The sequence below is a fragment of the Bradyrhizobium guangdongense genome (assembly GCF_004114975.1).
Classification (GTDB): domain Bacteria; phylum Pseudomonadota; class Alphaproteobacteria; order Rhizobiales; family Xanthobacteraceae; genus Bradyrhizobium; species Bradyrhizobium guangdongense.
This window is the reverse complement of record NZ_CP030051.1, coordinates 4,345,059-4,357,940: the sequence shown is the minus strand read 5'-3', so window position 1 is coordinate 4,357,940 and position 12,882 is coordinate 4,345,059. Positions and strand designations below refer to the sequence as shown.

The 12,882-nt window shown below is 63.6% G+C and carries 11 protein-coding genes; 9 read left to right on the top strand and 2 right to left on the bottom strand.

Features of this window, described 5'->3' with window-relative positions; genetic code table 11:
- Positions 1 to 264: 264 nt before the first annotated feature.
- The 8 genes from X265_RS20830 to X265_RS20795 all read left to right on the top strand — a co-directional run bounded on the left by X265_RS20830 (position 265) and on the right by X265_RS20795 (position 9,394).
- The gene (locus tag X265_RS20830; RefSeq protein ID WP_164938715.1) at positions 265 to 642 is read left to right on the top strand and encodes a DUF2946 family protein; all 378 of its coding nucleotides are present in this window, start codon (positions 265 to 267) and stop codon (positions 640 to 642) included.
- Between the two features lie 87 nt (positions 643 to 729).
- Positions 730 to 3,189, top strand: a complete 2,460-nt coding sequence (locus tag X265_RS20825; RefSeq protein WP_164938714.1) for a TonB-dependent receptor — start codon at positions 730 to 732, stop codon at positions 3,187 to 3,189.
- Positions 3,190 to 3,230: 41 nt separating this feature from the next.
- Positions 3,231 to 3,749, top strand: a complete 519-nt coding sequence (locus X265_RS20820; RefSeq protein ID WP_128966514.1) for a copper chaperone PCu(A)C — start codon at positions 3,231 to 3,233, stop codon at positions 3,747 to 3,749.
- A 31-nt stretch (positions 3,750 to 3,780) separates the two neighbouring features.
- Complete coding sequence (locus X265_RS20815) at positions 3,781 to 4,299, top strand: YcnI family copper-binding membrane protein (RefSeq protein WP_128966513.1); 519 nt, start codon at positions 3,781 to 3,783, stop codon at positions 4,297 to 4,299.
- The gene (locus tag X265_RS20810) at positions 4,299 to 5,861 is read left to right on the top strand and encodes a copper resistance CopC/CopD family protein (protein ID WP_128966512.1); all 1,563 of its coding nucleotides are present in this window, start codon (positions 4,299 to 4,301) and stop codon (positions 5,859 to 5,861) included. Before X265_RS20815 ends, X265_RS20810 begins: the two co-directional genes overlap by 1 nt.
- 147 nt (positions 5,862 to 6,008) lie before the next feature.
- Positions 6,009 to 7,328 (top strand): proline--tRNA ligase, encoded by a 1,320-nt coding sequence (gene proS / locus X265_RS20805; protein WP_128966511.1) that lies wholly within the window; start codon positions 6,009 to 6,011, stop codon positions 7,326 to 7,328.
- 73 nt (positions 7,329 to 7,401) lie between these two features.
- Positions 7,402 to 8,682 (top strand): lipoprotein-releasing ABC transporter permease subunit, encoded by a 1,281-nt coding sequence (locus X265_RS20800; RefSeq protein WP_128966510.1) that lies wholly within the window; start codon positions 7,402 to 7,404, stop codon positions 8,680 to 8,682.
- 7 nt (positions 8,683 to 8,689) lie between these two features.
- Positions 8,690 to 9,394, top strand: a complete 705-nt coding sequence (locus X265_RS20795; protein ID WP_128966509.1) for an ABC transporter ATP-binding protein — start codon at positions 8,690 to 8,692, stop codon at positions 9,392 to 9,394.
- Positions 9,395 to 9,524: 130 nt separating this feature from the next.
- Here the strand turns inward: X265_RS20795 and X265_RS20790 are convergent, their stop codons facing one another.
- Positions 9,525 to 10,604, bottom strand: a complete 1,080-nt coding sequence (locus X265_RS20790) for a quinone oxidoreductase family protein (protein ID WP_164938713.1) — start codon at positions 10,602 to 10,604, stop codon at positions 9,525 to 9,527.
- Positions 10,605 to 10,717: 113 nt separating this feature from the next.
- Here X265_RS20790 and X265_RS20785 point away from each other — a divergent pair, with 113 nt between their 5' ends.
- Positions 10,718 to 11,491, top strand: a complete 774-nt coding sequence (locus X265_RS20785; RefSeq protein WP_128966507.1) for a helix-turn-helix transcriptional regulator — start codon at positions 10,718 to 10,720, stop codon at positions 11,489 to 11,491.
- 71 nt (positions 11,492 to 11,562) lie between these two features.
- Here X265_RS20785 and X265_RS20780 read toward each other — a convergent pair whose 3' ends face one another.
- On the bottom strand, positions 11,563 to 12,819 hold the full coding sequence (locus tag X265_RS20780; protein WP_128966506.1) for a hypothetical protein: 1,257 nt from the start codon (positions 12,817 to 12,819) through the stop codon (positions 11,563 to 11,565).
- Positions 12,820 to 12,882 lie beyond the last annotated feature (63 nt).

The following is a 12,882-nucleotide window of genomic DNA, read 5'->3' as shown; positions in this document are numbered from 1 at the left end:
GTCATCATTTTCGGCAACGATTGTTCAAAATATGAGCGGCTGACGCAACGATAGGCCTTTTTTCGTGTAAGTATATGACAAATATAGGAAAATGTGTGGGTCCGCATCCGATGGGCCAGGTTTTGACCTGCCTCAAATGCTGGACTGCAGTCCGTAGTGAACTGTCATAGCCACGATTCCTGAGAAAACTTGCGCTGGGCCAAGAAGGCGACGGAACCGATCTCGACTCGGAATGGGGGCGGTGTTTAATTAGCAGACGAACGAATGGTTCGGCAGATGCGCTCACGGCTGCAAAAATTCCTACCGGTCGTCCTGCTCGCCCTGGCGATGCAGGTACTGGCGCCGATTGCCGCCTGCTGGGCGGCCGGCCAGGCCGTTGCCGATCCGCTTGCCGCCGGCGGCATTTGTCACAGTATTAGCGACCCGAGCGACCAGAACGGTTCGCCCGCTGCACCTGCCGGCGCCTGCGCTCTGTGTTGTCTTGCGCAGGCCAGCGCGTCCTTCGATTCGCCGCCGTACACGCTACTCTCCGTTCCGCTCCGCCACGCGGAGCGCATAGTGTGGCGTGAAGCGGACGCTTCCCTGCTTGCGGCCCATAAGGGCTCGAGCGCCCAGGCGCGGGGACCTCCCTCCTTTTCCTGACGATGACCCTCGTGATCGCTTCCGTTCATCGGTTGACGATTGATGTTGTCGAATGGCCGGAAACAGAACCGGCGTCAGGAATGCCCCATGTTATCCCGTCATGCCCGTTGCGGCGTGAGCATCGTTGCCGCTCAGGCGGCGCTGCTTGCCTCATCGAGTGGCGTTTTCGCCCAGAACAGCCCGCGAGAATTACCTGCGGTGACCGTCGATGCACCCGCGACGCTGAAGCCCAAGCCGCGCAGGGCGGCGGTGCAAACGGCTGGCGCCAGGAGAAATTCAACAAAGCCGACTGTCGAGCGGTCGGCTTCGGTCGCTGCGGCCAACGAGCAGGGCGCGGGCAGTGCCCGTGCGTCGCTCGATCAGCCACCGGCAGTGGCGCGCTATCAGCTGCCGCAGCGCTCGTTCAGCATCACGGCAAAGCAGGTAGATGAGATCGTCAACCTCAAGGACCCCGAGGACGCCGTCAAATACATGCCGAGCCTGTTTGTCCGGAAGCGCAATGACGGAGACAATCAGGCCGTGCTTGCGACGCGAAGCTGGGGCCTGAACTCGGGCGCGCGCTCGTTGATCTATTACGACGACCTGCTGGTCTCGGCGTTGATCGGCAACAACAATTCCGGTGCCTCGCCGAAATGGAATCTGATTTCGCCCGAAGCGATCGGGCGGGTCGATTTCCTCAACGGTCCGTTCGCCGCCGCCTATCCCGGCAATTCGATCGGCGGCGTTCTGCTGATCACGTCCAAGATGCCCGACAAGCCGTTTGCGGTGGCGAAGGAAACCGTCTCGGTGATGCCGTGGAATCAATATGGCACCAAGGACGTCTATATAACCAGCCAGACCAGCACTGCCGCTGGCAATCGCGAGGGCAAGCTGTCCTGGCTGGTCAGCGCGAACTATCTCGACAGCCATCAGCAGCCGTTGAGCTACACGACGAATGCCTCGTTCCCGGCCGGCACGACCGGCGGCTTTGCCGCGCTCAACAAGACCGGGGGCGTGGCCAACGTCGTGGGCACCGGTGCCCTGGCGCACTCAGAGCAGACGTCCGGCAACTTACGGGTCGCTAACGATGTCACACCATGGGTGCAGGTAACTTACTCGCTCGGCATCTGGAACAATCACCAGACCTCCGATCCTCAGACCTATCTCAAATCGACCGCGACGGGCTTGCCGACGTTCGGCGGCATCAGCAGCTTTGCGAACAGCAGGTACACCTGGGATCAGCTCCACATGAGCAACGCGGTCTCGCTCAAGAGCGATACCAAGGGTGTGTTCGACTTCGATCTTGCGGCCTCGAGCTACAACTATCTCCAGGACAGCTTGGTCAATCCCTTCACTGTGGTGCCGTCGCCGGGCCTTGGCTATTCGTTGAATGGCAAAGTGACGCGAATGGACGGCACCAACTGGCAGAACGCCGACGCCAAGGGCATCTGGCGTCCGTTCGGCATCGATGGCCCGCATGAAATCAGCTTTGGCGTGCATGGTGACCGCTACCGGCTGGAGAACCCGGTCTACGCCTCGACCGTCTGGTTCAATGCGCCCGGGACCGGCAACGGCCAGCTCTATTCGACCGGTGTCGGAGAGACGCGCACCGAGGCCCTGTGGGTGCAGGATGCCTGGAAGATCACGCCAATCGTCAAGCTGACGCTCGGCGGCCGATTGGAAAGCTGGCAGGCGGTTGAAGGCTTCAACCTCAACACCACGACAACCAGCGCCGGCGTCGTCACGTCGGCAGTGCCAACTTGGCAGCCGGGCCTCTCCTCGACCAATTTCTCGCCGAAAGCATCGCTATCGTTCGACCCCAACAAGGACTGGAACGTCACCGCGAATTTCGGCGAAGCCTACCGCTATCCGACGGTGACCGAGCTCTACCAGAACATCAGCGTCGGCGGCGTCACCTATCTGGCTAATCCGCTCTTGTCGCCGGAACAGGACTTCACCGGCGAGCTCAACCTTGAACGGCGCTGGGTCAACGGGCGGGTACGGCTGACTGTTTTCAGCGAGCGGACCAACAATGCGTTGATCTCACAATCAACCACGGTGACCGACGCAAGTGGGGCGCAGTCTGTGCAGACAGCCGTCAGCAACGTCGCGGCGATACGTATGCAGGGTATCGAATTGTCGGCCGACAAGGACAATGTACTGGTGAGCGGCCTACAAGTCTTCGGCAGCGTCACTTACGTCGATTCCAGGATCGTCTCCGACCCGAACTGGAAAGGGCCAACCAACGTGGTTGGCAAGCGCGTGCCTTTCGTGCCCGATTGGCGCGCCAAGTTCGGCGTTACCTACCGGCCGAATGACAGCTGGGCCTATACGGTCGCCGCGCGCTACAGCGGCAAGCAGTATTCGACGCTGGACAACTCGGATATCATCCCGCACGTCTACGGCGCCTTCGATAACTTTTTCGTTGTAGACTTGAAGATCCACTACAACGCGACGAAGAATTTCGCGTTCGACTTCGGCATCGATAATCTCTTCAACGAGCAGTATTTCCTGTTCCATCCGTTCCCGGGACGAACTTTCGTTCTCGCGGGCAAGTACTCGTTCTGACGGGTGGGACACTCGCAATGACAACAAGGAAGGCAATCAGAATGAACCCTCTCTCACGTTTCTTCGCGCTCTCGGCCCTCTCGGCCGTTGTAATCGTAACCCCCGTCCGCGCCGACGACGTCAAGGCGGGCGATCTCGTGATCTCGCAGGCCTGGAGCCGGGCGACACCTGGAGGTGCCAAGGTCGCCGGTGGCTTCCTGACCATCGAGAACAAGGGGACCGCGCCCGACAAGCTCATCGGCGTCTCAGCAGAGATCGCAGGAAAGGCCGAAGTCCATGAGATGGCGACCGAGAACGGCGTGATGAAGATGCGTCCCGTGGACAAGGGCCTCGTCATCGAGCCCGGCAAGACCGTGAAGCTCGCGCCCGGCGGCTATCACCTGATGCTCCAAGATCTGAAGGGCCCCTTCAAGCAGGGTGAGAAGGTGCCCGTTACACTCGAGTTCGAGAAGGCCGGCAAGGTCTCCGTTTCGCTGGACGTCCAAGGTGTCGGCGCTCAGGCACCCGGTGGTGGCGCCATGATGAAGAAAATGCCCGATCATTCGGGAATGAAGATGTGACGCGTGTGATCCAATCTCGGGGAGATCGAGCATGTCGAAGATACCCTGGCTGATCCTGCTCGCTGCAGTTGCCGCATCGCCCACGGCGGCGCACGTCTATCTGGAAGGCAAGCAGGCCACGGTCGGTGCATCCTACAAGGCCGTGTTCGCCGTGCCCCACGGCTGCGCCGGCTCGCCGACGGTCAAGCTCCGCGTGCAGATCCCCGAAGGCGTGATCGCGGTGAAGCCGATGCCGAAGGCCGGCTGGAACGTCGATGTCATCGAGGGCGAATACGCCAGTGAATACGATTATCACGGCAATAAGCTCTCCTCGGGCGCAAAGGAAGTGGTCTGGTCCGGCGGCAAGCTGCCGGACCACAATTACGACGAGTTCGTCCTCAGCAGCTTCCTCACCGACAGCCTGAAGCCGAACACCACACTTTATTTTCCGGTCGTGCAGGAATGCGAGAAGGGAATCAGTCGCTGGATTGAAATCCCTGCGGAGGGAACAGCGCATCCGCATGAGGACAAGTCGCCGGCGCCCGGTGTAAAACTGCTGCCCAAGCCATAATGCGTCTTCTCGCTGCGCTTGCGACGCTGCTTTTCCTTGTTGGCACCTCGACGGGCGCATCAGCGCATGCCGCGCTGATCTCGGTCGAGCCAGCGAGCGGTAGCATCCTTGCCAGCGCGCCGAGGGCGGTGGAACTGCGTTTCAACGAGGCGGTCGTCCCGGGCGCGATCCAGTTGATCGACGGCGCGGCCAGGGCGCGTGACGACGCGCGCGTCACGGTGTCGGGCGAGAGCATTTCAGTTGCCATGCCGCCGGACCTGCCGCAGGGCACTGCGGTCGTGAGCTACCGGGTGATCTCGCAGGACGGCCATCCCGTCGCGGGATCGGTGATCTTCTCGGTCGGCGCGCCGACCGCTACGCAACCTCCAGCCAATCCGGATGGAAGGTTGAACGCGCTGATCTGGCTGTCGCGGATCGGGGTCTATCTTGGCCTTTTTGTCGGCGTTGGCGGCGTGTTCTTTGGCCGCTGGATTGCGTGGTCGATGACGGGTATGAGCCTGCCGCGCACGGCGCTCCTCGTGGGGCTCCCAAGCACCGTTGTCTCTCTCGGCGTGTTGGGTCTCGATCTCCTCGGTCTGCCGCTTGCGTCGTTCATGACGATGGCTCCTTGGACGATCGCGTTTGCAACCAGCGCCGGTCCGGCTTTGCTCGTCGCCATCGCAGCGATGCTGCTCGCGCTGATGGCGCTAGGCCGCGCGTGGTATGCGCGCGCCCTTGCGGCCATCGCATTCGCCGGTGTCGGCCTGTCGCTCGCCATGACCGGGCATGCCGCAACCGCGTCGCCTGAAACGTTGACGCGACCGGCGGTCTTCGTCCACGGGCTCGCTGTCGCCTTCTGGATCGGCGCGCTGGCGCCGCTTGCGGCGCTCCTGTCGAAGCCGAATCCGGCGGTGCTGCCGCTCCTGAATCGCTTCTCGCGTATCGCCGTGCCGGTGGTCGCCGCGCTCGCACTGACCGGCCTCCTGCTTGCGGTCATCCAGCTCGAAGAGCCACGAGCACTGGTCGAAACGAGCTACGGCCTCATTCTCTCGGTCAAGCTCGCGCTCGTCTTGTCGTTGCTGGCGCTTGCCGCGCTCAATCGTTATCGGCTGACTCCGGCGCTAGCAAAGGATCACGCGGCCGCGCCCGTGCTCAAGCGCTCAATCCTGCTCGAATGCGGAGTCGCGCTCGGCATCCTTGCCGTCGTCGCTGGCTGGCGCTTCACCCCGCCGCCACGGACCATTATTCCCGAGACGCCACTGGCAATCCATATCCACACCGACAAGGCGATGTTCCAGGTGTTGGTGTCTCCGGGCAGGGCCGGCGTGGATGATTTCGTGCTCCAGCTCATGACCGGGGAGGCGGCACCGCTGCAGGCCAAGGAAGCGACGCTGACGCTGAGCCTGCCGGAGCGCGGCGTCGAGCCGATGGAGCGGGAGGCTGAACTCGGGCCCGACGGCTATTGGCACGTGCGCAAGGTCGAGTTGCCTTTTGCCGGCCGCTGGCACATGCGGATCGACGCGCTGGTGACCGACTTCGAGAAGATTACGCTCGAGGACGACCTCGAGGTCGCCCCGCGGTAAGTTGGCAGGGTTCAAGTCGGACATGAAGTCGACGGAAAAAATGACAGGAATTCCGTCGTGTTAGCAGGTTTTCCTCATTCCCGGTCTTGTGTTTTCGCTCCCAATCCGGTTTCACTGCAACTCCTCACTGATTCCCAGAGTAACGCCATGCGGTTGTCGCGGTTCTTTCTGCCCATCCTGAAGGAAAATCCGAAAGAGGCTGAGATCGTCTCGCATCGGCTGATGCTGCGCGCTGGCATGATCCGGCAGGAGGCTGCGGGCATCTATGCCTGGCTGCCGCTCGGCTTCCGGGTGCTCAAGAAGATCGAGCAGATCGTGCGCGAGGAGCAGGATCGGTCCGGTGCGATCGAGGTGCTGATGCCGACACTCCAGCTCGCCGACCTCTGGCGCGAGAGCGGCCGTTACGACGCCTACGGTCCGGAGATGCTGCGCATCGCGGACCGCCACAAGCGCGAGCTCTTGTACGGACCGACCAACGAGGAAATGATCACCGAGATCTTCCGCGCCTACGTCAAGTCCTACAAGAACCTGCCGCTGAATCTCTACCATATTCAATGGAAATTCCGCGACGAGCAGCGTCCGCGTTTCGGCGTGATGCGCGGCCGCGAATTCCTGATGAAGGACGCCTATTCGTTCGACCTCAACGAGGCTGCCGCGCGCGTCGCCTACAACAAGATGTTCGTCGCCTATTTGCGCACCTTCGCGCGGATGGGGCTGAAGGCGATCCCGATGCGCGCCGAGACCGGTCCGATCGGCGGCGATCTCAGCCACGAGTTCATCGTGCTTGCGGAGACCGGGGAATCCGGCGTGTTCATCAATCGCGACGTGCTGGATCTGCCGGTGCCGGGCGAGGATGTCGACTATGACAGCGACCTCACGCCGATCATCAAGCAATGGACCTCCGTCTATGCCGCGACGGAGGACGTTCATGACGCCGCACGGTTCGAGCAGGAAGTCCCTGCCGAGAAACGCGTGAACACCCGCGGTATCGAGGTCGGGCAGATTTTCTATTTCGGCACGAAGTATTCCGAGCCGATGAAGGCGATGGTCGCCGGTCCTGATGGCGTCGACGTGCCGATCCATGGCGGCTCGTACGGTGTCGGCGTGTCGCGCCTGCTCGGTGCCATCATCGAAGCCTGCCATGACGACGCCGGCATCAAATGGCCGGAGGCGGTGGCGCCATTCCGCGTCGCCATCCTCAACCTCAAGCAGGGCGATGCGGCGGTCGATGGCGCCTGCGAGAAGCTCTATGCCGAGCTCACCACCAAGGGCGTCGACGTGCTCTATGACGACACCGACCAGCGCGCCGGCGCCAAATTCGCCGCCGCCGACCTGATCGGCATTCCCTGGCAGATCATGATCGGGCCGAAGGGGCTGGCCGACGGGAAGGTCGAGATCAAGAAGCGCAGTGACGGATCCCGCGAGACCATGTCGCCAGCGGACGCGGTCGCGCGCCTGGTCGGCTGAATATTGTTCATCGCCCGATACCGCGGCCGCCAATCCGGCCACAATTGACCCCGAATCATGGGATTATCGAGCGATGGATGAAACCATGACCGAAACCGTACAAACCGCGCCTTTCGCGCCCTTCGAGTGGATGCTGTCGGCGCGCTATTTGCGGGCGCGCCGCAAGGAGGGATTCATCTCGGTCATCGCCGGGTTCTCCTTCCTCGGCATCATGCTCGGCGTCGCCACGCTGATCATCGTGATGGCTGTCATGAACGGCTTCCGCAAGGAGCTGCTCGACAAGATCCTCGGGCTGAACGGCCACATCCTGGTCCAGCCGCTGGAATCCCCGCTGACCGACTGGAAGGACGTCGCCGAGCGTATCAGCCAGGTCGAGGGGATCCGGCTCGCCGCACCGGTTGTCGATGGCCAGGCGCTGGCGTCATCGCCCTGGAACGCATCCGGCGTGCTGGTGCGCGGCATCCGCTCCGACGACCTCAACAACCTCACCTCGATCGCCAAGAACATCAAGCAGGGCTCGCTCGAGGGCTTTGACGACGGGCAGGGCGTCGCGATCGGCCGGCGCCTCGCCGACCAGCTGTCGCTCCATGCCGGCGACAGCGTGACGCTGGTGGCGCCGAAGGGCGCAGTCACCCCGATGGGCACCACGCCGCGCATCAAGCCGTACAAGATCGTCGCCGTGTTCGAGATCGGCATGTCCGAATACGATCTCGGCATGGTTTTCATGCCGCTGGCCGAAGCGCAGGCCTATTTCAACCGCAGCAACGACGTCACCTCAATCGAGGTGTTCACCACCAACCCCGACAGGATCGACGTCTTCCGCAAAGCGGTGACGGAGGCGGCGGGCCGGCCGGTGTTCCTGGTCGACTGGCGCCAGCGCAACTCGACCTTCTTCAACGCGCTCCAGGTCGAGCGCAACGTGATGTTCCTGATCCTGACCATGATCGTGCTGGTCGCGGCGTTGAACATCGTCTCCGGCCTGATCATGCTGGTGAAGGACAAGGGCAGTGACATCGCGATCCTCAGGACGATGGGGGCCTCGCAAGGCTCGATCATGCGGATCTTCCTGATCACCGGGGCCTCGATCGGCGTGGTCGGCACGCTGGTCGGGTTCTTCGTCGGCCTCGTGATCTGCCTCAACATCGAATCGATCAGGCAATTCCTGTCCTGGCTGACCTCGACCGAATTGTTCTCGCCGGAGCTCTATTTCCTGTCGAAGCTGCCCGCTGAGATCGACGTCGGCGAGACCACGGCCGTCGTCATCATGGCGCTGACGCTATCGTTCCTGGCGACGCTCTATCCGTCGTGGCGTGCCGCGCGCCTCGATCCTGTCGAAGCGCTGCGGTACGAGTGAGGGGCTGATGGAGCAGCAGCAGGGGGCGGAAGATGTACCGGTCATCTATCTCCACGAGATCAAACGGCAGTATCTGCAGGGCGAGGCGGCGCTGACGATCCTCGACAACGCCAAGCTGGCGCTGTGGGCGGGTCAGTCGGTCGCGCTGGTCGCACCGTCAGGCTCGGGCAAGTCGACGCTGCTGCACATCGCAGGGCTGCTCGAGGCGCCCGATTCCGGCGAGGTCTATGTCAACGGCGCGCCGACCTCGCAGCTGCCCGACATCGAACGCACCCAGCTCCGCCGCAGCGATATCGGCTTCGTCTACCAGTCGCACCGGCTCTTGCCGGAGTTCTCGGCGCTGGAGAACGTCATGCTGCCGCAGATGATCCGCGGCCTGAAGAAGTCCGAGAGCGTCAAGCGCGCCAAGGAGATCCTCGGCTATCTCGGCCTCGGCGACCGCATCACGCACCGGCCCGCCGAACTGTCGGGCGGCGAGCAGCAGCGCGTCGCGATCGCGCGCGCGGTCGCCAATGCGCCGCGCGTGCTGCTGGCGGACGAACCGACCGGCAATCTCGATCCGCACACCGCCGACCACGTGTTCCAGGCCCTGATGCAGCTGGTCAAGGCGACCAAGGTGTCGATGCTGATCGCGACCCACAACATGGAGCTCGCCGGCCGCATGGACCGGCGCGTGTCGCTGTCGAACGGCCAGGTCATCGAGCTCGAATAACAAAATCGCGAAAACAACCCCATGCACAGTAGACCGCCATGGCCGTCTGCATCAGAGGCAAGGTCCTTCAACCATTTGAGATGTCGGACGAACCCGCTGCGACGGCGCATCGCCGCAGCGGGCAGGCCACTTAAGGCCTGATCACCGTCAGTTTGAACGGCCCGCTATTGGCGGCGGCATGCGCGACGGCCTCGTTGACGTGGTCGAGGTCGAAGTTCGTCGTCTGGTATTCGTCGAGCCGCAACAGCCCCGCGCGCACCAGGCCGATCAAACGCGTGGCCGCATCCGGCGGATACATCCAGACGCCGTGGATGGAGATGCAGTTGCGCATAATCCAGGGGTAGGGCAGTTCCAGGCCGGCGCCGCCCGCCATGCCGACGCCGCCCATCAGCGCGACGCGGCCGTAGGCGCGCACCGTCATCACCGCCGCCCGCACCACGCTGGGAGCTACCGAAGGCGGCATGATGTCGAGCACGCAGTCGATCGGGCTTCCTGCCGCTCGCTTCATCGCCTCGCGGTCATCATCCTCGTTGCCGGTGAGCCTGACCGGCTTCACCCGCGCGCCGAAGCGACGGACGAGATCGGCCAGAACCGCCTCGTTGCGGCCGGGCGTCACCACGCAGGCTGCGCCCATCGCGAGCGCGACGGAAACCGCGGCGCTGCCGAAATTGCCGGTGGCCCCGCTCACCAGCACGGTCTCGCCCGGCTGAAGCTTCGCGGCGAGAAAGCCGCCATAGGGCACCAGCGCCGTCCCCAGCGCGCACCATTGCGAGGCTTCCTCCGACGTGATCTGGCCGAGCTTCTTCACGTTCTCGGTCGGCACGCGCATCTGCTCGGCGTACGAGCCGTGGCGAAAATGCTGTTGCAGGCGCATGCCGCCGGGCCCGGCGGCCGTGAGCCCCTGCAGGGCGATATCGGGCGCCACGACATCGTCGCGCGAGCGCACGGTCGGGTCGCAGAACACCCAGTCGCCGACGCTAAGCTTGGTGGCGTCAGGACCGATCGCGCGCACCCGGCCGATGCCGCCGGGGCCGGGGATGATCGGCAAATCGAGGGCGTAATTGCGCATCCCGCTGAAAACCTCGTTCATGTAGGACAGGACGCGGGTGGCGACGACGTCCACGATGACCTCGCCGGTGCCGAGCACCGGCTCCGGAGCGTTCTCGACCACGAGCGGCGATCCCAGGGATTTGAGTACGGCAGCTTTCATGATGTTCACCTCAAAGTCTGATGATACCCATATGCGGCGCCCTTGAAGGGACAGGAAGGCCTGGTATTATCCTAGTATTCCAAGGGCCCTCCATCCATTCCGGGGAACACGCCATGGCCGATCCGCGCCGCGTCGAATTCGGCGATTTCCTCCGCTCCCGCCGCGAAAAGCTGTCGCCGAAGTCGGTCGGACTTCCGACCGGCCAGCGGCGGCGCACCGCAGGTCTGCGCCGCGAGGAGGTCGCCCAGCTCGCCGGCATCGGCGTCGACTGGTATATCCGCCTCGAGCAGGGCCGAACCGTCAGCCCGTCCGTCACCACGGTCGACGCGCTGGCGCGTGCGCTGCGCCTCAGCAAGACCGAGCATGCGCACCTCAAGGACCTTGCGCGCGACGGCGATCGGCGTCCCTTCACCCGCGAGGTGGTGCCGCCGCCCATTCTGCGCCTGGTCGAGAGCCTGCCGCATCCGGCCTACATCACCGGGCGGCGCTGGGACGTCTTGGCCTGGAACGAAGCCGCCGAGGAGATCTTTGCCTTCGGCCGCTTGCCGGAAGAGGATCGCAACACGCTGCTGTTGATGATGACCAACAAGAAGACCCGCAAATCCTACGGCGCAGGCTGGGCGGATGTCGCCAAACGCATGGTCGCGATGTTTCGCGCCACGCATGACGTGTGGGCAGGCGATCCCGCCTTTGCGGAATTGCTGACGCGCCTGCGCGAAGGCAGCCCCGAATTCGTCAAATGGTGGGGCGCGCACGAGGTCCACGGCACCATGTCGGGCCGCAAGACCATGACCCATCCGACCAAGGGCGTGCTGCATTTCGAGCACACGAGCTTTCAGGCCAATGACGATCCCGCGCTGAAGCTCGTGATCTACACGCCGGTGTAGGGCATAAGGGGTCGCAGCCCTGCGGGTCGGGTTCGACTTCACGAGGGCTGGCATTGGGACACGTCGCCGGCCTATTGCGACGGCGCAGCCGGCGTTGCGGTGCCCTTCGGCAGGGGAATTGTCGTCGAAGGACTCTTCGCAGCGGGCGTCGCCGGCGGGCATGATGCCGCGAGCTGCGTCCACGCCGACGGCAGGCCCGTGGCGTCGATGTCGAACCTTGTCGTGTCTGCCGTTTCGTCGGGCTTCTGCGTCATCTCCCGGACATGCAGGGAGCGGGATGCCATGATCGCCCTGAACGTGCCGAAATCGAGGGACCCGCTCCACATTTCGTATTTGCCGGTTCGAGTCGGAAATCCGCCGGCTTCCTCATTGGGAGCGGCGTCCGCCGTCATCATGAGGGTGCGTTTGCCGACCGCAGCCGCATCGATTTCGGCGGCGAACATCAACGGCACGCGGTTCTTGTTGTCGCAATAAAGTCGCCATTCCATCATTCGGAACGACGGGCCGTTTTCGTTCTTCAGCGTTGCGAACTTGCTGACGTACGGCCGGGTTCCTTTCTCCAGTCGCCACGTCGTCTCGGCAAGGGGACGCGTGTCGATGCCGAAGCGGTAGAGCTCGGCGCGTGTCAGGATATGCAGGTTCTCGAATTTCACGGTCCGGATCAGATCATCAAGCTCGCCCCTGATCCCCATCGCTGCGATATACGCAGTGCGGTCGCGGTCGGCAGTTGCCGTGCGGCGCTGCCGGAGCTCGGCGATCAATCCGGGAGGTGGGTTGCCGTGAATGGCAAGCACGAGCCTGGAATTGTGGACCGCCAGCGCGGCGTCGGGGGCCACCTCGCGCGAGGTCGCGCCGAGGAACAGGTAAGCGCAGGCCGAATTGCACATCGCATGATAGGTGGTGAGCTCGGCCTCGATCTCGCCGCCGGCGTTCTTCGTCTTGAGGCACGCAGCATCCACTTGCGCGTCTGCGGCGCATGCCGTCGCGATCGTCCGGCCGACCCGCGCGACCGCCTTGCGGCCGCGCAGCAGCCGGCCGATGAGATAGGACTGCTCCACGTTGCCGCCGGGCGAATGAAGGTAGATCGGACGCTGCATGTTCTTGACGCCGGCGAGGAAGCGGCGAACGCGGGACGCTGCGTTTTCGTCGATCTCGCCCTCGATGGCGATCCAGCGGTCGCAGTCGGGCCCGCAGGCGTCGGGCGCTCCCTTGGCCGGATAGATCGTCAGCCTCGAGGCAAATCCGGCTTTCTCGGCCGCGGCCTGCTCTGCGCGCAACGCGCCGGGGATCGTCAGTGAGACCACGAGGAGCGAGATGCGGGCGAGCATGAAATGAGCCAACCGGACGCCGATGCAGGACACGCGTTTACGCTACAGGAGGATTGGAATAGC

Excerpts from the sequence above, each read along its gene's own strand:
- X265_RS20830 (WP_164938715.1), top strand. The coding sequence starts at position 265 with ATGGTTCGGCAGATGCGCTCACGGCTGCAAAAATTCCTACCGGTCGTC.
- X265_RS20825 (WP_164938714.1), top strand. The coding sequence starts at position 730 with ATGTTATCCCGTCATGCCCGTTGCGGCGTGAGCATCGTTGCCGCTCAG.
- X265_RS20820 (WP_128966514.1), top strand. The coding sequence starts at position 3,231 with ATGAACCCTCTCTCACGTTTCTTCGCGCTCTCGGCCCTCTCGGCCGTT.
- X265_RS20815 (WP_128966513.1), top strand. The coding sequence starts at position 3,781 with ATGTCGAAGATACCCTGGCTGATCCTGCTCGCTGCAGTTGCCGCATCG.
- X265_RS20810 (WP_128966512.1), top strand. The coding sequence starts at position 4,299 with ATGCGTCTTCTCGCTGCGCTTGCGACGCTGCTTTTCCTTGTTGGCACC.
- proS (WP_128966511.1), top strand. The coding sequence starts at position 6,009 with ATGCGGTTGTCGCGGTTCTTTCTGCCCATCCTGAAGGAAAATCCGAAA.
- X265_RS20800 (WP_128966510.1), top strand. The coding sequence starts at position 7,402 with ATGGATGAAACCATGACCGAAACCGTACAAACCGCGCCTTTCGCGCCC.
- X265_RS20795 (WP_128966509.1), top strand. The coding sequence starts at position 8,690 with ATGGAGCAGCAGCAGGGGGCGGAAGATGTACCGGTCATCTATCTCCAC.
- X265_RS20790 (WP_164938713.1), bottom strand. The coding sequence starts at position 10,604 with ATGAAAGCTGCCGTACTCAAATCCCTGGGATCGCCGCTCGTGGTCGAG.
- X265_RS20785 (WP_128966507.1), top strand. The coding sequence starts at position 10,718 with ATGGCCGATCCGCGCCGCGTCGAATTCGGCGATTTCCTCCGCTCCCGC.
- X265_RS20780 (WP_128966506.1), bottom strand. The coding sequence starts at position 12,819 with ATGCTCGCCCGCATCTCGCTCCTCGTGGTCTCACTGACGATCCCCGGC.